Origin of the sequence: Olleya sp. R77988, from assembly GCF_044594215.1 — a bacterium.
Classification (GTDB): domain Bacteria; phylum Bacteroidota; class Bacteroidia; order Flavobacteriales; family Flavobacteriaceae; genus Olleya.
This window is the reverse complement of the sequence record NZ_CP138988.1, coordinates 2,883,484-2,904,785: the sequence shown is the minus strand read 5'-3', so window position 1 is coordinate 2,904,785 and position 21,302 is coordinate 2,883,484. Positions and strand designations below refer to the sequence as shown.

The window sequence follows — 21,302 nt, the reverse complement described above, 5'->3', positions numbered from 1 at the left end:
AACTTTATAGTATATAATTTTTTTAAATGAAATACATAATAATCATGTCTATATTTTCTTCAATATTTGGATCTAAACCAGCACAAAGCAATGCAGTTAAAGTATTAACTCCTACTGATTTTAAAGAACAAACAGAAAGTAAAACGGTACAATTAATAGATGTTAGAACACCAGACGAGTTTAATTCTGGACACATTAATGGTGCAAAAAATATAGATTTTTTCTCTGGAAAGTTTAATGTAGATTTTGAAAAGCTAAATAAAGATCAAGCAGTTTATTTGTATTGCCGAAGCGGAAGCAGAAGTAGACAATCTGCAAACAAACTTGAAGCAATGGGTTTTACAGAAATTTACGACTTACAAGGCGGAATTTTAAATTACAATTAAAACAAGCTTATTTTACCTTAATTTAAAATAAAATTTTATAATGAAGACAACAATAATAGTACAAAACTTAAAATGTGGTGGTTGTGCAAGCACAATTACCTCTAAACTTTCAGAAATTGAAAACATTTCGGATCTAAATGTAAATGTAGAAGACAGTAGAGTGTCTTTTGTTGCTCAAAATGAAGCTGCTGCTTTTCTTGTAATGGATAAATTAAAAACATTAGGTTATCCTTCAATTGAAGACAATAATAGTTTAGTCTCAAAAGCTAAATCTTTTGTTAGTTGCGCAACTGGCAAACTTTCTAAATAGAAAAGAAATGAAAAAAATAATAGTATTAGTAATCTTAGTTGCTTTCTTTTTTAGTTGTAATGACTCAAAAAAGGATAACCTTTCAGCTTTTGAAAAGCAAATGGAAGCTAATAAGCATCCAGGAAAAAAGTTAATGGAAACAAACTGTTATACTTGTCATAGTCCAAGTGCAACACAAGAAGATAGGATTGGACCACCAATGATTGCCATTAAAAAACATTATATAGATAGTGATACTTCAAAAGAAGATTTTGTTAAGTCTATGCAAGCTTGGATTAAAAACCCAAATGCTGAAGATGCTAAAATGTTTGGTGCTGTAAAACGTTTTGGAGTAATGCCAAAGCAGTTATTTCCGGAACAAACAATAGCAGAGATTGCAGATTATATGTTTGACTTTAAAATTGACCAACCAGAATGGTTTGAAGACCATTTTAATGAAGAAAAAGGGAATCATAAAGGTCAAGGTATGGGAAAAGGAAAAGGTCAAGGTAAGCATAAACAACAAGCAGAAGTAAATTTTGAGGATTTACCAGATGCAGAACGTGGTTTAAAATATGCTTTAACAACCAAAGCGGTTTTAGGAAAAAACTTAATGGGAACCATTCAAAAAAAAGGAACTTTAGAAGCTTTAGCGTTTTGTAACGAAAAGGCTTACCCTTTAACAGATAGTATGGCAGTACTGCATAATGCAACTATTAAACGCGTGTCTGATAAACCAAGAAACCAAAATAATCAAGCAAACGACAAAGAATTAGAGTATATTACTGCTTTTAAAAACGATATAAAAAATAATACAGAGCCAAAACCAATTGTAAATCAATTAGATAATAAAGTTCAGGTATATTACCCAATTACTACAAATACAATGTGCCTACAATGTCATGGAAAACCTAATGAAGCTATACAAAAACCTACATTAGATAAATTAGCTAACTTATATCCAAAAGATAAAGCTATTGGTTATGATGTTAATCAGGTTAGAGGTATTTGGAGTATTACTTATGATAAATAAAGTTGTCAGGTATGAGCAAATTTTCAGAATTAATAAATAAAGACACACCAGTTTTAGTAGATTTTTTTGCAACATGGTGTGGACCTTGTAAAACCTTAGGTCCAATTTTAAAAGAAGTTAAAGATGATTTAGGTGACGATGTCTTTATAATTAAAATTGATGTTGATAAAAACCAATCTTTAGCTGCAAAGTATCAGGTTAGAGGTGTGCCAACAATGTTGTTGTTTAAAAACGGAAAGCAAGTTTGGAGACAATCTGGTGTACTTCAAAAAAATGAAATCATTACAATTATAAACACGTCTAATTAATGGATCTTTCAGAAAGCTTTTGGGATAATAGATATAAATCAAAAGATATAGGTTGGGATTTAGGAGATATTTCTCCTCCTTTAAAGGCTTATTTTGATCAACTAAAAAACAAGCAACTAAAAATCTTAATTCCAGGTGGTGGACATTCTCATGAAGCAGAATACCTACATATTAAAGGGTTTAAAAATGTGTATGTTGTAGATTTATCTAAAACAGCACTGACAAACATAAAAACTAGAGTTCCAGATTTTCCTTCTTCTCATCTTATAAAAGAGGATTTTTTTGATTTAAATATGTCCTTTGATTTAATAATCGAACAAACTTTTTTTTGTGCTATAAACCCTAAGTTACGTCCAGCTTATGCAGCTAAAGCATATGAGTTGTTAAGTCATAAAGGTAAAGTTGTTGGTTTGCTGTTTGATGCACCTTTAAACACAGATCATCCTCCTTTTGGTGGTTGTAAAGCAGAGTATATGGACTATTTTAAACCTTACTTTAATGTGTTATTAATGGAACAAGCAACTAACTCTATAGAAAGTAGAAAAGAAAAAGAATTGTTTTTTAAAATTGAAAAAAAGGCATTAGACACAACAATTTTTTAACTTTAAAAAAATTGTATTTTGATTAAAGAAGCATTAGATACTTATTTTCCAAACCTCGCAAAACTGCCAGAGCTTAAAGAAGAATTAATTTCTATAAGTACTATTATAGAAATAGAAGAAGGTACAGTTATCCTAAAACAAGGCGATTATATTAAATTTATACCGCTTTTAGTCTCTGGTTTAGCAAAAGTATTTAAAGAAGAAGAAGTTAATGGTAACGAAGTACTTCTGTACTATATTAAACCAGGAGAAAGTTGTGTAATGTCCATTACAACACTTGTAAAAAATCAAAAAAGTAAAGTAAAAGCAATTATTGAAGAAGATGCTAAAATTGTTGTAATTCCTGCAGATAAAGCTTTAAAAATAGCAACTAAATATCCAAAATGGAACGAGTTTTTCTACGACCTATTCAGCCTTAAATTTAACGAGCTTCTAAACGCTGTAGAGCTATTAACGTTTTCTAATAAAGATTTAAGACTTTATAAATACCTTAAAAAAGAGGCTAGCTTAAAAAACACAGATATAATACACTCCACACATCAACATATAGCCTACGATTTAGGCTCTTCAAGAGAAGTAATATCTAGGCTTTTAAAAAAATTAGAAAAAGAAGGGCTAATTAAGTTGAAACAAAAAAGCATCCAATTACTTTAATTAAAATAAAAGAGTAGTTGTGACATATGTCACAGGATTTAATGTTAATAACCAGTAATTTTGCTTCATAATAATTAAAAATATAACATTATGAAAGTAAATATGAGTGGTTTAGATCGTAGTATTAGAATAGTAGTTGCAATTACAGTTGTAGTATTATTTTGGCAAGGTATTATTGAAGGTACATTAGCATATATTCTTTTAGCTTTAGCAGGAATTTTTGTTGCAACTAGCTTGATAAGCTTCTGTCCTTTATATGCAATATTTGGTATAAACACCTGTAAAATTAAAAAGTGATTTTTTAGCACTTATTTTAAGAAAGTAATAATTTTTAAATGCTAAAATTCATTATTTCTTATTTAACAGAGGTCTTGTGTAACAAAAGTTACATTTATATTTTTAAAATGTAATTATTTTTATCAAGATATAAACTAACCTAAAAAACTTTTTAAAATGAAATCTCACTATCAAATCTTAGTTATTGGAGGAGGTACAGGTGGAATAATGACATCTGCAAACCTTTTAGCCAAAGACAAATCGTTAGACATAGGATTAATAGAGCCAGCAGAGTGGCACTATTATCAGCCAGCTTGGACACTAGTTGGAGGAGGAACTTTTGATTTTGATAAAACTAAACGCAGTATGGCATCAGTAATGCCAAAAGGTGTAGATTGGATAAAGGATTTTGCAACAGGTTTTACTCCAGAAGATAATTCGGTTTCAACTAAAGAAAACGGAAATATTACTTACGACTATTTAGTTGTGTCTCCAGGATTAATAATGGATACGTCTTTAATTGAAGGTTTAACAGAGTCTTTAGGAAAAGGTGTAGTTTGTAGTAATTATACAGACCCAAAACACACTTGGGATGTTTTAAAGAATTTTAAAGGAGGTAATGCAGTATTTACACAACCCACAACACCAATTAAATGTGGAGGAGCACCTCAAAAAATAGCCTATTTAGCAGCAGATCATATCAAGAAAAATGGATTAAAAAACAAATCAAACGTTGTTTTTGCTACACCAGGTTCTGTAATTTTTGGTGTTAAAGAGATCAGAGAAAGTCTAATGCAAGTGGTTAGTAAGTATGGAATTCATTTTAAACCATTTTATGCTCCAGTAAAAATTGATGGAGAAAACCAAATGGTAACTTTTAAAGGTGTTGGTACTGGTGAAAATAAGTGTGTTATAAATGAAGATAACGAGTTAAGAGAAACCATGTCAGGAGAGTCTATTATTGAAATGCCATTTGACATGTTACATTTAGCTCCACCACAACGTGCTCCAGATTTTATTAAAAACTCTAGTTTAGTAAATGATGCTGGATGGTTGGATGTAAATAAGCATACTATGCAACATAATAAACATCAAAATATTTTTGGTTTAGGTGATGTAGCTGCTTTGCCAACTGCAAAAACAGGTGCAGCAATACGTAAGCAAGTACCAATAGTTAGCGATAATATTTTACAATTAATTGCACATAATAAAATAGGAACAAAATCTTATAATGGTTATTCTTCTTGCCCTTTAGTAACAGGTTATGGAAAAATGATTTTAGCAGAGTTTGATTACGATAACAATTTTATTCCTGATCCAAAATTAAAACAAATGCTTGTTTTTAATAGCGAAAAAGAGCATTGGAGATTGTGGATGCTTAAAAAATATGGATTACCATATTTATATTGGAATAAAATGATGAAAGGCAAAGAAGTGTAACATAGGTTGCAGATAAAAACTATAAATAGCAATAAATTTGTATAACTTTAGTTTTTAAAGAACTATATAGTTGGTTAATAGCAGAGCATCTTATTTATTTAAGATGCTTTATTATTTACTGACAAATGTCATATTTAATATTAATACACTGTAGTAATTTTACAGTATTAAAATAATGACTTAAATTTAATATTATGATATCTCAAAACATTGCTTTATATAATTGGAATAATGGAGTAGTAATGATTGCTATATTTGCAGTTGTATGTTCTGCTCTTGTCTATTTTTTAGTAAAATCCATGTCTGATAGTGATAGGAATAATGAAGAGCCTAAGGAAAGATAATTATCCATTATAATAAAAAAAGGAGCACATTTAAAATGTGCTCCTTTTTTTATGCAGTAATTAGTCTAAGATGTTTAATTGAGTTTTAATTTTTTCTGTATCTAGATTTTCTAATAAATTAAGAAGATTTGGGTATTTTTTTATATGATAACCAAATTCTTTTAATTTAAATTCATCAATAGCATCTTTTTTAGTCCAATTTTCAAAAACTATTCTGTATGCTGCTATCATTACTCCAGTTCTATCAGAACCATGCCAACAATGAACTAAAAGTGGTTTTTTTGCGTTTTGTATTAGTTGCATTACTTCTATAATATCATCTTCAGTAATTTTTTTTGTTGCTAAAGGAATATGTTCTAATTTTAAATTGGTGTTTCTAGCCTTTTTATTATCATTACGTAGTCGTCTTAAGTTAATGATAGTTTTTACACCAGAAGCTTCTAATTCTTTAAAACCTTTTTTACTAGGTTGTTCAGATCGGTAAATAAAATCATTAATACTGTACAAATTATTAAAGTATTTAGATTCAACTTTAGTAACATCAGTTTCAGTTTTACTTTTATCCTTTGAATAAACAAAGGATATAAATAGCATAACTATTGTTATTAATTTGTTCATTATTAAATAATTTTAGAATTAAAATTTATACTGTAAAAACGCAGATATATTGCGTCCAGGCTCTGTAATTGGAGTTCTTCCAAAGTCTGCTTGATTGGTAAACGAAAAGTTTAAGTGATTGTTATAAGTTTCATCAAAAGCATTAATAACAGCAACACCTAAGGTTATATCCTTAATTGGCTTAACACCAAATCTGATATCTAAAGTCTGATAACCTTCTGTTTCGGTTTCACCAAAACTGCTGGAAATATTATCTTGTTTTGACACAACATTATATTGTATATTTCCCCAAATTTTTTCTTTCTTAAACCCTAAGCTTAAGGTAGTATTAAAAGGAGGAGTTAATGGTAAAGATTCTGCTAAGTCTTTATTTTTAGCATAAACATAAGCACATTCTGCTTTAAAATAAAAGTCATTTAAAAAATCTACTTGAGCCATAGCTTCAAATCCAGTTTTATAAGATTCGTTTATATTCTGAAACACTTTTACATTTGTAGGTTCTAGCATTGGATTAAATTTTCTTGTCATATTAGGATCGATAACACCAACTATATAGTTTTCAAAAAATGAATAGTAAAAAGAGGTTTCATATTTAAAACTATTAAAACCATTTTTTAAAGGTTGTTTTCCTTTAAAACCAATTTCAAATTGATTGTTTATTTCAGCTTTTAAATTTGGGTTTCCAATATATTCATAAGGGTCTTGACCAACTGTAAAATGGTTTATAAAACGCTCAATCATGTTTGCAGATCGTATTCCACGACCATAGGCAGCTTCTAAAGTAAAATTATCAGTTACTTTCTTTTTAATTGAAACGGTTCCGCTAACATTGTGCTCTGTACGTTTATTTAAATCATACAAAGCATCAAAATCTGCTTCTGGATCTTGTATGTGTGATGTTACATGATCATATCTAAAACCTGCTGTAAATATTGTTTTTGGATTAATACTGTATTTTGCTTCTGTAAAAACACCCAAATCTGTAATATAAGAGTCTTGCCAAACCTTATCGTTAAAAGTCATTGGTGTAGGCAACATGTTACCATTCATGATTTTTACTAATCTAGTTCTTCCTCCATCTCTGGCAACATGCATAGCGTCTAATCCAGAAAACACATTTAGTTTTTCTAATGGTTTCCAGTTTAATTCTATTTTTCCACCTATTGTAGTAGCATCAACTCCAGATGCTGCTTCCATCATCATAAATGACGGTCTATTGTCATTAGTCATTAAATGATCTACATAACTATAATACGCTTTAGCGGTTAACGATTTTGCTACTTTGCCTATATTATCTAGTTTGTAGTCTAATGCCAAAATACTACTGTTGTCATACTCTGTATCCATTGGTAAAGCAGCATGAAGTACATCACGTCCAAATGATTGTCTCCAATGTGCTTGTAAACGCTCGTCATTAGAAAAATTATAACCTACTTTAATTCCGTAATCTGTACTTCTAAAAGATGAAGGGATTTTGGTTCCGTGACCATCTTCATAATTTCCAAAATCTCTATAACCTGCATTAGCTACAATATCATATTTTTCTTGTATGTATTGTAATTGTGCAAGGTTTACTAATGAGTTTCCATTGCTTTCATAACCAGCAGATACTTTTCCGTGTAATCCATAATCTTCATAATCTGGCTTTTGGGTTACCATGTTTATAACTCCTCCAAAAGTCGCTCCATAACGGACTGTATATGGACCTTTTATTATTTCAATTTTAGAAATTTCTTCAGGAATAATATGAGTAGTTATTGGATCCATTCTATTAGGACAAGCATGCATTGCTTTTGTACCTCCATCATACTGGATGTTTAGTTGTTCGTATTGAGAGGCTCTAAATGAAGGGTCAATTGCGTAGTTTCCTCTTTTAATAACAGAAAAACCATTGATATTATTAAATAAATCGGCAACGTTTTTAGGTTGCACAATATCTTTATCATAATTATTGGTTACAATTGTAAGAACTGGGTCTTTTTTTAGATTACCTGTAATAATAACTTCATCAAGTTTGTTAATTTTTTGTTTTGTGGTGTCAACTTTGGTTTTGTTTTGTTCTTGACCAAAAGACATAGCTGTAATTAGCGTGCATAAAAGCACACTATATAATGTTTTCATTTATAGTAATATTTTATTTAATGTAATGGTTTGTGATAGTTTTAACTATCTCGAAAAAAAGAATATTACACTTGTGGAGGATGAAAACAATCGCTATTATTATTAAAAGAGTATAGATTTTGGTAAGCGATTAGGTTTTGTTTTTTTATACTTTTTTTATTGTTAAAAGTAATAGTACTTACGGATTCCGTAAACAGGATTAATTCTTTAAAATCTAGAATACTTTCAGGAGTCTTTTGTTCTTTATCCTGTGAGTTGGCTACCTTTTTTAATTGGCATTTACCATTACATTCTAATTCTGGTTTATCTTGGTTTTCGCATAAAGCTTCAATAAAACCAATAGGATCTATTTTGTAATAGGCATAAGTTAACGATGCTCTAGTGCTATTAAATAGTAGCAAAGCAGTAAGTGTAAACGATATAATGTATATGCCTATTTTCATTGATGCAAATATAATAATCTGTTGTAAATTATTAGCTGACTTATGTCACCTTTTGTACTAGTTATGTATTGTAGTTGTCTATACCGTTATAACGTTTTGATATGGTTTAAGTGACAAATGTTACACACCAACAAACGGTTCTAAAGTAATTTTACATTATAAATAATTTAAAATAAAACATATTATGGATACAATAGAAACAACACAACAAGACACATTTGCAATGCCAAGAATTGGTGATAAAGCACCAGAATTTAAAGCAGTAACTACTCAAGGAGATATTAATTACCCTTCAGATTATAAAGGAAAATGGTCTATATTATTTAGTCATCCAGCAGATTTTACACCAGTTTGTACGTCAGAGTTTATGACATTTGCACATTTAGAAGAAAAATTTGAAAAAGCAAATTGTAGCCTAATTGGTTTATCAATTGATGGTTTATATAGTCATATTGCTTGGTTAAGAACCATTAAGGATAAAATTGAATTTAATGGAATGAAAAATATAGAAGTTAAATTTCCTTTAATTGAAGACATTTCTATGGATGTTGCAAAAAAATATGGAATGATTCAACCTGGTGAAAGCAAAACACAAGCTGTAAGAGCTGTCTTTTTTGTAGATCCAAACGAAACGGTTCGTGCTATTATTTATTACCCATTAAGTTTAGGTCGTAATTTTGATGAACTTTACAGAGCATTAATAGCTATGCAAACATCAGACAAGTTTAATGTTGCAACTCCTGCAGATTGGAATCCTGGAGATGATGTAATTGTGTCTCCAGCTGGATCTTGTGGTGTTGCTGAAGAGCGTATGACATCTACAGAAGATTTAGATTGTAAAGATTGGTTTTTCTGTACTAAAAAACTAGATAAAGATTTAGTGTTAAACGAAATCCTTAAAAAATAAAATAATAAAAAGAGCCTCATAATTGAGGCTCTTTTTATTATAAAAGTGCTTAATATTAAATAAGTGCTTCGTATTTTTATAGTATAAAAATTAGAGTATGGAAGATATGATCTTTTACGATAGATTGCAGTTTGCATTTACTATCACATTTCACTATATATTTCCGCAATTAACCATGGGATTATCATTATTGATAGTCTTTTTTAAATGGAAATATTTAAGAAACAACATTGAAAAATATAACAATGCTGCAAAATTTTTAATGAAAATTTTTGCAATTAACTTTACAATGGGAGTGGTTACTGGAATCCCAATGGAGTTTCAATTTGGAACTAATTGGGCAAAATTTTCAGAATTAACAGGAGGTATTATTGGACAAACTTTAGCTATGGAAGGCATGTTCTCTTTCTTTTTAGAATCTTCCTTTTTAGCGCTATTTATTTTTGGCGAAAAACTAATGGGACAAAAACTACATTTTCTTACTGGTTTTTTAGTGTTTTTAGGCTCTTGGGCAAGTGGATGGTTTATTTTGGCAACTAATGCTTGGATGCAGCATCCAGTAGGCTATGAGATCTTAGAGAATGGTAAATATGTTTTAGAAAATTTTTCAGCTTTATTTACTAATCCTTGGCTTCTGCCAGCTTTTTTACATAACCAAATAGCGTCTGTTGTAACTTCTTCTTTTGTGGTAGCAAGTATTGGTGCTTTTTATGTATTAAGAAATAAACAAACAGAATACGGAAAATTATTTCTAAAAACAGGTGTCATTTTTGGCTTAATATCTAGTGTTTTAGTTGCTTTTCCAACAGGAGATTGGAATGCTAAAAATGTTGCAAAATACCAACCAGCAGCTTTTGCAGCTATGGAAGGAATTTTTGAAACAGAACATGCTGGAGCAGAAATTGTTTTAATCGGGCAACCTAACATGGTCGAAAAAAAATTGGATAATAAAATTGCAGTACCAAATATACTTAGCTTCTTAACTTATCAAGAATGGGATAAACAAATTCCAGGAATGGATCAATTTAAAGAAGAAGAGTTACCAAGTAATATTCCTGCATTATACTATGCGTATCATATTATGGTTGGTCTTGGTTCTGTGTTTATAGCAGTTATGACTTTTGCTGCTTTCTTTTTATGGCGAAAAAAGCTATATAACATAAAGCCTTTACTTTGGACTATCATGTTTTTAGTGCCATTTCCATACATCGCAAATCTTACAGGTTGGTATACTGCAGAGTTAGGAAGGCAACCGTATTTAGTTTATGGTTTATTAAAAACTAGCGATGGTATTTCTCCAACAGTATCGTCAGGTAATACGTTATTTACTTTGCTTGGTTTTGTTGCATTATATATGCTACTAGGCTTATTGTTTTTAGTCTTAGTAGGTAAAACTATTAATCAGGGTCCAAAACCTCAAACACATTAAATTATGGAAATATTTTGGTTTATAGCAATTGCTATTGTTTTAGCAATATTTTTTATTCTAGATGGTTACGATTTTGGTGCAGGAATCATTCATTTGTTCTATGCTAAAAAAGAAGAAGATAAAGAGGTTATTGCAAAATCTGCAGGATTATTTTGGGATTCAAACGAGGTTTGGCTAGTTGCAGCAGGAGGAATGTTATTTATGGCATTCCCTACGTTTTACGCATCTGTTTTTAGTGGTTTTTATTTGCCATTAATAATAGTACTTTGGTTAATTGTTTTTAGAGCTATTGGTTTAGAGTTTAGAGGTCAATTTAATTATCAAATGTGGAAAGATATTTGGGATAAATCATTTGGCGTTTCTAGTTTATTATTAGCTTTATTCTTTGGTATTGCTTTAGGTAACATAGTAAGAGGTGTAAATTTAGGAGGAGTAGAAAATGGAGTCTCTGCTTATGAAGGGCATTATTTTTTCTTACCATTATGGGATAGTAGTTTTAGTCCTTTAAGTGACACACCAGGTATTATTGATTGGTTTACAATTATTATTGGTTTAATCTCTGTAGTTACCTTGGCTATTCATGGAGCAAATTGGATAATTTTAAAGACTAATTCAACAATAAACAATAAACTTAAAGGAGTGATTTTTAAGTTAAATATCGCTTTAGCGATACTAACTATTTTTTCAATATTTGTATGGAAAATAGTAAATCCTAACTCGTTAGATAATTTTATAGATAGGCCTTATTTAATAGTATTTCCAATAATTTATTTAACAGGATTAATTGGTCTGTTTTTTATTAAAAAATTTAAAAAAGAAAACTATGGTTTTATGTTTTCAACCTTATTAATTTTAGGCGGAATCACATCGTCATTAGCATCATTATTTCCTGTGTTATTACCATCTATTAATAATATTAATGAGCCATTAACAATTTATAATACTGCTGCAGAAAATTATGGATTATCAGTAGCTTTTAATTGGGCAATCCTTGGTTTTATTCTTCTAATAATTTATTTCATTATTCAAAAAAGATTACTTGGAGGAAAGATTGACAAAATGGATTATGGACATTAGATAAATAAACTATTATGACTGGGACTTTAATTTCGTTAATTAGTATTCTTATTGGCATCATTGCTGCAAACACCTTTGGTTTTTTTAATAAAAAATATTCTTTTGGTTTTATAGGAAATACATTAATTGGAGTTTTTGGAAGCATATTTTTAATTAAATCTTTTGGAAGATTAGGTTTTGATCCTTGGTCAATAATGCAAAACGAAACATTTAATAATTGGCTATTTCTACTTAATTGTTTAGTCTCAATTTTAGGAGGTGTTATAGGACTCTTGTTTGTAAATTATTTAAACTATAAAATAAATAAAAAAGCAGCTAATTAGCTGCTTTTTTTTATGTAACAAAAGTTGCAGTGTAGTAATAAACTTGCCACTATCTTTGATTAAAATCATTAAAAATGTCTAAAATAGTTATTCTAGGAGCAGGTATTTCTGGTCATGTTGCAGCATCACATTTGCGTAGAAAATTATCAAAGCAACACGAAGTTGTAGTAGTATCTCCTAACAGTAATTACCAATGGATTCCGTCCAATATATGGGTAGGGATTGGTAGAATGAAATCTAAAAAAATCTTATTCCCATTAGCACCTTTATATAAAAAGAAAGGTATAGGTTATAAGCAAGCAAAAGCAATTTCGTTTTTTCCGGAAGGAGATAAAAATGAAGAAAAACCATATATTTTAGCCGAATATGTTGTTGGTGATAACAAAGGGAAGCAAGAAAAAGTGACTTACGATTATTTAATTAATGCTACTGGTCCAAAACTTAATTTTGAAGCGACAGAAGGTTTAATTCCTGGTCAAAACAAAGCGTATTCTGTTTGTACTTATACACATGCAGATCACGCTTGGAAAGGCTTAGAAGCTTTAATTAATGAAATGAAAAATGGTAAAAAAGCTAAAATTTTAATAGGTACAGGACATGCAAAATCTACGTGTCAAGGTGCTGCTTTTGAATATATATTAAATGTAGAGCAAGAATTACGCAAACATAATGTGCGTGATATGGCAGAAGTAACTTGGATTTCTAATGAGTATAAATTAGGAGATTTTGGGATGGATGGTATGTTGTTAAGCTATGGAAGTATGACTATGAAATCTCATGAAATGGTCGAAATGATTTTTGAAGACAGAGATATTAAATGGATCCTTGGTGCAGGAGTAAACAAAGTTAAAGATGGTGTTGCTTATTACGAAAATCTAGAAGGTGAACATAAAGCAGAAACTTATGATTTTGCAATGTTAATTCCTTCGTTTTCTGGTCATGGTTTTAAAGCCTATGATAAAAACAAACAAGACATTACAGATAAACTATTTAAAGGGTTTATGATTGTAGATGCAGATTATACACCAAAACCATATGAAGAATGGTCCGTAAAAGATTGGCCAGAAACCTATCAAAACCCAAGTTATAAAAACATATTTGCACCAGGAATTGCATTTGCACCTCCACACGCAATCTCAAAACCTAGGCAAAGTATTAACGGAACTGTTATTTCACCTTCTCCACCACGTACAGGAATGCCATCAGGTATTACTGCTAAGTTAGTAGCAGATAATATTATTGATTCTATTAAAAGTGGTAAAGAATCATTGAACCATAAAGGAAGTTTAGGAAATATGGGAGCAGCCTGTATTGCTTCTGCAGGTTACGGAATGACAAAAGGAAGTGGTGTCAGTATTACTACCTATCCAATTGTTCCGGATTATGAAAAGTATCCTGAAACTCAAGGACGACAATTAGGTAAAACCTTCGGAGAAATTGGTTTAGCAGGACATTGGCTTAAATTAGCATTGCATTATGCATTTATATATAAAGCAAAAATGCGACCATTTTGGTGGTTGATTCCTGAATAAAATTACTCGTTTTAATTATCAAATTATCAAATAAACTAATTAGCAAATAACAAAAGGATGACACAAAGAATATCAAAATATCAAAGGTTTAAAATGATGAATCCTGTTATTCAGTTTTTTAAATTCATTTATTTAAGTATAAAAATAATGATTGTTGTTGCTGGAGGACATGGAGGTACTAGAAAAGTAGACTGATGTGGTTGTCAGTTTTTTTTGGTTGGTAAAAAGGCATTTATAAGCAATTATAAGTGCCTTTTTTATGTAACAAAAGTTGCTGATAATTTTTTATTTATTATCTAAATTTATAAATAATTCAAAATTTTTAAAAGATGAAAAATATAGTTTCAAACCGCGTAATTCTGTTCATACTAATAACAATGTCGTTTACGCTTTTAAATGCGTGTAGTGATGATAATGAAGAGGATAATAATGACACAATAAGTCAAACATTAACAGAAGCAGATAAGAATGCTTTATTATTTATGTTAGAGGAAGAAAAATTAGCTAGAGACACGTATCAATATTTAGATGACCTCTGGGCAATAAATCAATTTTCCAACATAAAATTAAGTGAGCAAACGCACATGAATTTGGTTTCAAATTTATTAGACTATTATAATGTTGAATATAACATATTACCAGTCGGAGAATTTGTAAATCAAGAGTTGCAAAATTTTTATAATCAGTTTGTAATAGATGGACAAGTAAATCAGTCTAATGCTTTACAAATAGGAGCTACTATTGAGGATTTAGATATTGTTGATCTAGAAAGTAATCTAAATGCAACTACAAATACTTCTATTATAGAAGTATTTGAAAATTTACAATGTGGTTCAAGAAATCACCTAAGAAGTTTTGTTTCTGTTATCGAAAATTCAGGCGAAACTTATACACCACAATTTTTAACACAACAAGAGTATAACCTCATTATAAATAGCAATCATGAACAATGTAATTAGTAAAATTGTAAGTGCATTTTTAATTTTTATTTCAATAAATGCATATGGTCAAAACGCATCTTTATCAGATCAAGTAATTAGTGATATGAAATACATGCTTGAAGAAGAAAAAGTAGCAAGAGATGTTTATGTGTTTATGGATACTACTTGGAATTTAAGAGTATTCAATAATATTAAGAAAAGTGAACAACGTCATATGGATATGATGGAAAACTTATTAAATACTAACAAAATTGCCTACAAATTAAGCAACGATAATGGTGTGTTTTATAATCAAGACTTACAGAAAATGTATGACGATTTAATTAAAAAAGGATCACAATCAAAACAAGACGCTTTAGAAGTTGGTAAACTTATAGAGGTAACAGATATCAGCGATTTAGAAGAAGCAATAAAAAATACTGAAGACGAATATATAAAACAAGTATATACTAATTTACTTGAAGCTTCAAAAAATCATTTGCAAGCATTTAATAGACAACTTTCAAAATATTAAAAATAATTATTAATGTAGCCTAAAAACATAAGGTATGTGAAAAGTAAGCTGATGTTGTTGTCAGTTTTGGTTGGTTAGTAAAAAGGCATTTATAAGTAATTATAAGTGCCTTTTTTGTTTAGTAACATAAGTTACAAAGCAACAGTATTACTTAAGTTGAGTAACTAATGTTACTAACTATTGGAAATTTCACCTCTATTTTTGTGTTAATCAAAACAGTATAGATGAAAACATACACTTATTATATTATTACTTCTGCATTATTTCTATTCTCAGGAATAATTAATGCACAAGAAATAGTCCCAATATCTAAAACCGAAGTTCAAGCTAAGGTTATAGAAAACAATACAAGTATTAAAATTTCTGAAGAAGAATTTAATGCTGCAAGAGCAGATTACAGACAAACAAATGCAGTATTTCTGCCTAATATTACAGCAAGTCATACAGGAATAGCAACTACAAACCCGTTAATGGCTTTTGGTTCTAAATTAAATCAGGAGATTTTAACGCAAAACGATTTTAATCCAGCGCTATTAAACGATCCTTCTCAAATTGAAAACTATGCAACCAAGCTAGAAATTCAGCAACCATTAATAAACTTAGATGGTATTTACCAACGTAAAGCTGCCAAGTCTAAAATGGAAGCCATGTCTTTAAAAACAGAGCGTACACAAGATTATTTAGTGTTTGAAGTCGATAAAGCTTACATGCAATTGCAATTAGCCTATAAAGCGGTAGACGTTTTAGAAAAAGCGTTAGAAGCTGCAAATGCTAATAAAAAATTGGCAGACGATAGTTTTAAACAAGGCTATTTACAACGTGCAGATGTTTTGAATGTGGAAGTACGTGTTACTGAAGTTCAAAATCAATTACAATCGGCTAAAAGTAATGTGCAAAACGCCTCAAATTATTTGTCCTTTTTAATGAATGATGACACTTATGTGGTATATACTCCAACCGATGAATTAACCATTGCAACGTTTACATTAGAAGATAAAATGGTGTCAGAAAACCGTTCAGACATTAAAGCCATGCAATTAGCATCAAATGCTTATGAAGCTATGAATAAAGCCGATAAAATGGCTTTTTTACCACGTTTAAACGCGTTTGGAAGTTACGAGTTGTATGACGATAAAATTTTTCAAGGTGATGCAAATGGCTACTTATTTGGAGCGCAATTAAGTTGGGATTTATTTCAAGGCTCAAAACGTTTTGGAAAAGTACAAAAGAGTAAAGCTGAATTTGAAAAATCGAAGCTAGAATACAAACAATACGTATCGCAAAGTAATTTAGAATTAAACAAAGCAAAACGTGCGTTTTTGGATGCTGATAATAAGTTGAAATTAACAACTCTAGCATTACAACAATCTGAAGAGTCTTTAAGAATTAGAACCAACAGATTTAAAGAAGGTTTAGAAAAAACATCCGATTTACTAATTGCCGAAACACAATATGCACAAAAGCAATTGGAATATTATCAAACCATTTTTGAATACAATTACACACAAGCATACTTACAATTTTTAACTAAAGAATAAAAAAGATACAAGAATATAGAACTAAGAATCAAGATTGATTTTCGAGAGTTTTTTAATTATAAAAATATGTCACACTGAGCTTGTCGAAGTGTCTTAAATAAAAAAATAATAAAAATGAAAAAAATATATACAATCCTAACACTTTCTGTAGCGCTATTAATAGCAAGTTGTGGTAGCGAAGACAAAAAAACAGTTGTAGATAATTCGCCAGCAATTAGCGTAAAAACAAGTCAAGTAGCAGCAAACGGAAATAGTCCTTTTTTATCTGTAAGCGGAAAAATTCAAGCCACTAATAGTGCAGATTTAAGTACTAGAATGATGGGTTACGTTAATAAAGTTTATGTAAACGTTGGAGACAAAGTACGTAAAGGACAATTATTAGTTTCTATTAATAATAGCGATTTACAAGCTAAAAGAGCGCAAGTAAATGCAGGAATTACAGAAGCAAATGCAGCTTTAAGTAATGCGCAAAAAGATTACAACCGTTTTAAAAACTTATTTGCAGACAATAGTGCGTCTCAAAAAGAAATGGATGACATGACTGCAAACTACGAAATGGCTAAAGCTAGAGTTGAAGCTGCTAATCAAATGAAAAACGAAATCAACGCTCAGTTTGCTTACAGTAATATTACTGCACCTTTTAGCGGAACAGTAACTAGTAAAAATGTAGAAGCTGGTAATATGGCAAATCCTGGTGTACCATTAATAAGTTTAGAAACACCTGGGAATTTTGAAGTGATGGCAATGGTACCTGAAACAGAAATTTCTGCGATTAAAAAAGGTGCTACTGTTGATGTTTTGGTTAAATCGATTAACAAAACCATAAAAGGAAAAGTAAAAGAAGTGAGCACTTCTGCCAAAAATACAGGTGGACAGTATTTAGTCAAAATAGATTTAGATAAAACAGATGCCAATATTTTATCAGGCATGTTTACAACGGTTCAATTTCCTGTGGAAAGAAAAGCAACGTCATCAATGGTTTTAATACCAAATGAAGCGATTGTCACAAACGGACAATTATCTGGAGTCTATACAGTAAGCCAAAGCAATACAGCAATATTACGTTGGTTGCGATTAGGTAGAACTTTTGGAGATCAAGTAGAAGTGTTATCTGGTTTAAATGCAGACGAAGCATACATTGTTTCAGCTGAAGGTAAACTGTTTAATGGAGCGAAAATTACAATTCAATAACTAATAAGTTGCGTTAAGGATAGAAGAGGAAATCCTTTTTACGTCAGTTCGAGTGAATTTGCCTAAGCAAATTTGTAACGAGAACAAGTAAAAAGATTGTAACGGATAGCCTGTTAAAACGCCCAAAATAAAAATTCAAATGAAAGAAGGAATCGCAGGTAAAATTGCCAAAGTCTTTATGCAGTCTAAGCTTACAGTGCTTTTAATGATTGTATTTATGGTGGTTGGTGTGTACAGTTCGTTTTTAATTCCGCGTGAAGAAGAACCACAAATTGATGTGCCTATGGCAGATATTTTTGTGGGTTATCCTGGAGCAAGTCCTACGGAAGTGGAGTCGCGTGTGATTAAGCCTTTAGAGCAATTAATTTCGAATATTAAAGGTGTGGAATACGTATATTCTACGTCTATGAAAGAGCAAGGAATGGTCATCGTACAATTTTATGTTGGCGAAGATATTGAGCGTTCTTTTGTGAAATTATACAACGAAATTAATAAGCACATGGATCAAATGCCTGAAGGTGTTACGTTTCCGTTAGTAAAAACGCGTGCGATTGACGATGTGCCAATGTTGGGTTTAACGTTGTGGAGTGAAAATTATGACGATTACCAGTTAAACCAAATGGCTCAAGAATTAGAAGCCGAGATTAAGAAGATAAATGATGTTGCTGTAACGCATAAAATTGGTGGTAGAGATCGTCAATTACGTGTGGTTTTAGACAAAGATAAATTGGCTGCAAGTGGTTTGGATTTCTTGTCGGTTTCGGAAATGATTAAAGCCAATAACAGCCAATTAAGTGCTGGAAGTTTTGATAAGAATGACACTGAGTTTTTAATAAATACAGGTGCTTTTTTAGCTTCGGTTACTGATGTTGAAAATCTAGTAGTTGGTGTGCAACAGAATCAGCCTATTTATTTAAAGCAAGTCGCAAAAATAATTGATGGACCTGAAGTACCACAAAATTATGTGAGTTTAGGATACGGAAAAGGGAGTGTGAAATCTGCTGATTATAAGTCTGAATATCCTGCAGTAACTATTTCGGTAGCGAAACGTAAAGGTGCAGATGCCATGAAAATTGCAGATGTGATTATTGATAAAGTAGACCATTTACGTAGCACTTTAATTCCGGATGATGTACATGTGGAAGTCACTAGAAATTATGGTGAAACAGCGTCGCATAAAGTGTCGGAATTACTGTGGCACCTTATTGGGTCTATCTTTGCAGTAACACTTGTAGTGATGCTAGCAATGGGTTGGCGTGGTGGATTGGTCGTGTTTTTATCGGTTCCAATTACGTTTGCTTTGACCTTATTGAGTTACTACATGATGGATTATACGCTAAACCGTATTACCTTATTTGCGTTAGTATTTGTAACAGGAATTGTGGTGGATGACTCGATTATTATTGCCGAAAATATGCACAGGCATTTTAAGATGAAGCGCTTGCCATTTAAACAAGCAGCTTTGTATGCGATAAATGAGGTTGGGAATCCAACCATTTTAGCAACATTTACAGTGATAGCATCTGTTTTACCTATGGCTTTTGTGTCTGGATTAATGGGACCATATATGGCACCAATGCCAATTGGAGCGTCTATAGCTATGATATTATCTTTATTTGTTGCCTTAACTATTACACCTTATTTAGGTTATATTTTCTTAAGAGAAAAAGATAAAAAAGAAGCAGAAGAGAAACCAGAAAAAGCAGTAGAAGACACACTTATTTATAAGGTTTACAATAAGTTTGAACTTCCTTTATTAGAAAGTAAAGGCAAACGTTGGTTGTTTTTAGGATTGACTTTTATGGGTTTAATGGCAACTATGGTATTGTTTTTTACTAAATCGGTTGCTGTAAAAATGTTACCATTTGATAATAAGAATGAATTCCAAGTGGTTATTGATATGCCTGAAGGTACAACGCTAGAAAGAACTGGAGTTGTAGCTCAAGAAATATCTCAATATTTAGCGACGAGACCAGAAGTAGTTAATTACCAAAACTATGTTGGTACCTCTGCACCAATTACATTTAATGGTTTAGTACGTCATTATGATTTACGTGGAGGATCTAATATGGCAGATATTCAGGTTAATTTGGTTGATAAAGGAGAGCGTACTATTCAAAGTCATGGAATAGCAAAATTAATGCGTCCTGAGATTCAGAAAATTGCTGCAAAATATAATGCAAACGTGAAGTTAGTTGAAGTTCCACCAGGACCTCCAGTTTTATCGACTATTGTTGCAGAGGTTTATGGACCTGATTATAACGAGCAAATTAGAATTGCTAATAGCGTTCAGGAAATTTTAAAAAACACAGATGATGTTGTAGATATTGATTGGATGGTGGAAGCAGATCAAACCGAATATCAATTCGATATAAACAAAGAAAAAGCCATGTTGTATGGTGTTGCGCCACAACAAATTGCTTACACGATGAATATGGCACTATCCAACAGAGCCATCACAAATTTATATGATGAAGATGCTGTAAACCAAGTTGGATTGATATTGGCTTTAGATGAAAAAGAGAAATCTACAATTACTGATATTTCGCAATTAAAGGTGAAATCTAAACAAGGGAATATGGTGCCTATTGCAGATTTAGTAACTATAACAGAAACAACTGCTGCAAAAAGTATTTACCGTAAAAACCAAAAACGTGTGGTTTATGTTATGGCTGATATGGCTGGAGATTTAGAAAGTCCTGCGTATGCTATTCTTGGTATGGAAGAAAAGTTAAAAGAGATTCCGTTGCCAAAAGGCTACGAGCTTAACGAAATGTATTTGGGACAACCAGATTTTGAAGACAATTACACCGTTAAATGGGATGGAGAATGGCAAATTACTTTAGAGGTATTTAGAGATTTAGGAATTGCCTTTTTAGGAGCCATCATCTTAATATACATTTTGATTGTAGGATGGTTTCAAAACTTTAAAGCACCTATCGTGATGATGGTAGCTATACCATTATCGTTAATCGGAATTATACTAGGACATTGGATAATGGGAGCGTTTTTTACCGCGACGTCTTTTATTGGTATGATTGCTTTAGCAGGAATTATGGTTAGGAATTCGGTATTGCTTATTGACTTTATCAATTTAAGAACAGCAGAAGGCGTGCCACTTAAAGAAGCTTGTATTGAAGCTGGAGCAGTACGTACAACACCAATATTATTAACAGCAGGAACCGTTGTTATTGGAGCATTTGTAATACTGTTTGATCCAATATTTCAAGGATTAGCAATATCGTTAATGGGTGGAACTATAGTGTCTACAGTATTGACATTGTTGGTTGTTCCACTTGTTTATTATATGATAGAGAAGAAGAATTATAAATAAAA

General features: G+C 31.0%; 23 protein-coding genes. 20 read left to right on the top strand and 3 right to left on the bottom strand.

The window, feature by feature from the left end; all coding sequences use genetic code 11:
- Window positions 1–26: 26 nt before the first annotated feature.
- From SJY17_RS13185 to SJY17_RS13145, 9 genes are all read left to right on the top strand, one after another.
- The gene (locus SJY17_RS13185; RefSeq protein ID WP_397363030.1) at window positions 27–386 is read left to right on the top strand and encodes a rhodanese-like domain-containing protein; all 360 of its coding nucleotides are present in this window, start codon (window positions 27–29) and stop codon (window positions 384–386) included.
- A 40-nt stretch (window positions 387–426) separates the two neighbouring features.
- Window positions 427–696, top strand: a complete 270-nt coding sequence (locus SJY17_RS13180; RefSeq protein WP_397363029.1) for a heavy-metal-associated domain-containing protein — start codon at window positions 427–429, stop codon at window positions 694–696.
- A gap of 7 nt (window positions 697–703) precedes the next feature.
- The gene (locus SJY17_RS13175; protein WP_397363028.1) at window positions 704–1,708 is read left to right on the top strand and encodes a DUF3365 domain-containing protein; all 1,005 of its coding nucleotides are present in this window, start codon (window positions 704–706) and stop codon (window positions 1,706–1,708) included.
- 11 nt (window positions 1,709–1,719) lie between these two features.
- Window positions 1,720–2,016 (top strand): thioredoxin, encoded by a 297-nt coding sequence (gene trxA, locus SJY17_RS13170; RefSeq protein ID WP_397363027.1) that lies wholly within the window; start codon window positions 1,720–1,722, stop codon window positions 2,014–2,016.
- Window positions 2,016–2,618 (top strand): methyltransferase domain-containing protein, encoded by a 603-nt coding sequence (locus SJY17_RS13165; RefSeq protein ID WP_397363026.1) that lies wholly within the window; start codon window positions 2,016–2,018, stop codon window positions 2,616–2,618. The genes trxA and SJY17_RS13165 overlap by 1 nt, the downstream gene beginning before the upstream one ends.
- 18 nt (window positions 2,619–2,636) lie before the next feature.
- On the top strand, window positions 2,637–3,272 hold the full coding sequence (locus SJY17_RS13160) for a Crp/Fnr family transcriptional regulator (RefSeq protein ID WP_397363025.1): 636 nt from the start codon (window positions 2,637–2,639) through the stop codon (window positions 3,270–3,272).
- A 90-nt stretch (window positions 3,273–3,362) separates the two neighbouring features.
- Complete coding sequence (locus SJY17_RS13155; RefSeq protein ID WP_397363024.1) at window positions 3,363–3,569, top strand: DUF2892 domain-containing protein; 207 nt, start codon at window positions 3,363–3,365, stop codon at window positions 3,567–3,569.
- Between the two features lie 156 nt (window positions 3,570–3,725).
- Window positions 3,726–4,988, top strand: a complete 1,263-nt coding sequence (locus SJY17_RS13150) for an FAD/NAD(P)-binding oxidoreductase (protein ID WP_397363023.1) — start codon at window positions 3,726–3,728, stop codon at window positions 4,986–4,988.
- A 194-nt stretch (window positions 4,989–5,182) separates the two neighbouring features.
- Complete coding sequence (locus SJY17_RS13145; RefSeq protein WP_397363022.1) at window positions 5,183–5,332, top strand: hypothetical protein; 150 nt, start codon at window positions 5,183–5,185, stop codon at window positions 5,330–5,332.
- Window positions 5,333–5,392: 60 nt separating this feature from the next.
- Here SJY17_RS13145 and SJY17_RS13140 read toward each other — a convergent pair whose 3' ends face one another.
- The 3 genes from SJY17_RS13140 to SJY17_RS13130 all read right to left on the bottom strand — a co-directional run bounded on the left by SJY17_RS13140 (window position 5,393) and on the right by SJY17_RS13130 (window position 8,514).
- On the bottom strand, window positions 5,393–5,950 hold the full coding sequence (locus tag SJY17_RS13140; protein WP_397363021.1) for a tyrosine-protein phosphatase: 558 nt from the start codon (window positions 5,948–5,950) through the stop codon (window positions 5,393–5,395).
- 18 nt (window positions 5,951–5,968) lie between these two features.
- The gene (locus SJY17_RS13135; protein ID WP_397363020.1) at window positions 5,969–8,071 is read right to left on the bottom strand and encodes a TonB-dependent receptor; all 2,103 of its coding nucleotides are present in this window, start codon (window positions 8,069–8,071) and stop codon (window positions 5,969–5,971) included.
- A gap of 65 nt (window positions 8,072–8,136) precedes the next feature.
- Window positions 8,137–8,514, bottom strand: coding sequence for a hypothetical protein (locus SJY17_RS13130; RefSeq protein ID WP_397363019.1), 378 nt, complete (start codon window positions 8,512–8,514; stop codon window positions 8,137–8,139).
- A 184-nt stretch (window positions 8,515–8,698) separates the two neighbouring features.
- On the opposite strand from SJY17_RS13130, the gene SJY17_RS13125 reads away from it, so the two are divergent.
- The 11 genes from SJY17_RS13125 to SJY17_RS13075 all read left to right on the top strand — a co-directional run bounded on the left by SJY17_RS13125 (window position 8,699) and on the right by SJY17_RS13075 (window position 21,300).
- The gene (locus SJY17_RS13125) at window positions 8,699–9,421 is read left to right on the top strand and encodes a peroxiredoxin (protein WP_397363018.1); all 723 of its coding nucleotides are present in this window, start codon (window positions 8,699–8,701) and stop codon (window positions 9,419–9,421) included.
- 97 nt (window positions 9,422–9,518) lie between these two features.
- Window positions 9,519–10,850 carry a cytochrome ubiquinol oxidase subunit I gene (locus tag SJY17_RS13120; protein ID WP_397363017.1) on the top strand — a complete coding sequence of 444 codons (1,332 nt, stop codon included), beginning with the start codon at window positions 9,519–9,521 and terminating at the stop codon, window positions 10,848–10,850.
- A gap of 3 nt (window positions 10,851–10,853) precedes the next feature.
- The gene (gene cydB, locus SJY17_RS13115) at window positions 10,854–11,927 is read left to right on the top strand and encodes a cytochrome d ubiquinol oxidase subunit II (RefSeq protein WP_397363016.1); all 1,074 of its coding nucleotides are present in this window, start codon (window positions 10,854–10,856) and stop codon (window positions 11,925–11,927) included.
- 14 nt (window positions 11,928–11,941) lie between these two features.
- Window positions 11,942–12,250 carry a hypothetical protein gene (locus SJY17_RS13110; RefSeq protein WP_397363015.1) on the top strand — a complete coding sequence of 103 codons (309 nt, stop codon included), beginning with the start codon at window positions 11,942–11,944 and terminating at the stop codon, window positions 12,248–12,250.
- A 74-nt stretch (window positions 12,251–12,324) separates the two neighbouring features.
- Entirely contained in the window at window positions 12,325–13,782 is a 1,458-nt protein-coding gene (locus SJY17_RS13105) for an NAD(P)/FAD-dependent oxidoreductase (protein ID WP_397363014.1), read from the top strand.
- Between the two features lie 57 nt (window positions 13,783–13,839).
- Entirely contained in the window at window positions 13,840–13,977 is a 138-nt protein-coding gene (locus tag SJY17_RS13100; RefSeq protein ID WP_397363013.1) for a hypothetical protein, read from the top strand.
- Between the two features lie 182 nt (window positions 13,978–14,159).
- Window positions 14,160–14,741, top strand: coding sequence for a DUF2202 domain-containing protein (locus tag SJY17_RS13095; RefSeq protein ID WP_397363012.1), 582 nt, complete (start codon window positions 14,160–14,162; stop codon window positions 14,739–14,741).
- Entirely contained in the window at window positions 14,725–15,237 is a 513-nt protein-coding gene (locus SJY17_RS13090; RefSeq protein ID WP_397363011.1) for a DUF2202 domain-containing protein, read from the top strand. The genes SJY17_RS13095 and SJY17_RS13090 overlap by 17 nt, the downstream gene beginning before the upstream one ends.
- 224 nt (window positions 15,238–15,461) lie before the next feature.
- Window positions 15,462–16,775: a TolC family protein gene (locus tag SJY17_RS13085; protein WP_397363010.1), complete on the top strand. Its 1,314-nt coding sequence runs from the start codon at window positions 15,462–15,464 to the stop codon at window positions 16,773–16,775.
- Window positions 16,776–16,889: 114 nt separating this feature from the next.
- Complete coding sequence (locus tag SJY17_RS13080; protein ID WP_397363009.1) at window positions 16,890–17,966, top strand: efflux RND transporter periplasmic adaptor subunit; 1,077 nt, start codon at window positions 16,890–16,892, stop codon at window positions 17,964–17,966.
- Between the two features lie 139 nt (window positions 17,967–18,105).
- Window positions 18,106–21,300, top strand: a complete 3,195-nt coding sequence (locus tag SJY17_RS13075) for an efflux RND transporter permease subunit (protein ID WP_397363007.1) — start codon at window positions 18,106–18,108, stop codon at window positions 21,298–21,300.
- Window positions 21,301–21,302 lie beyond the last annotated feature (2 nt).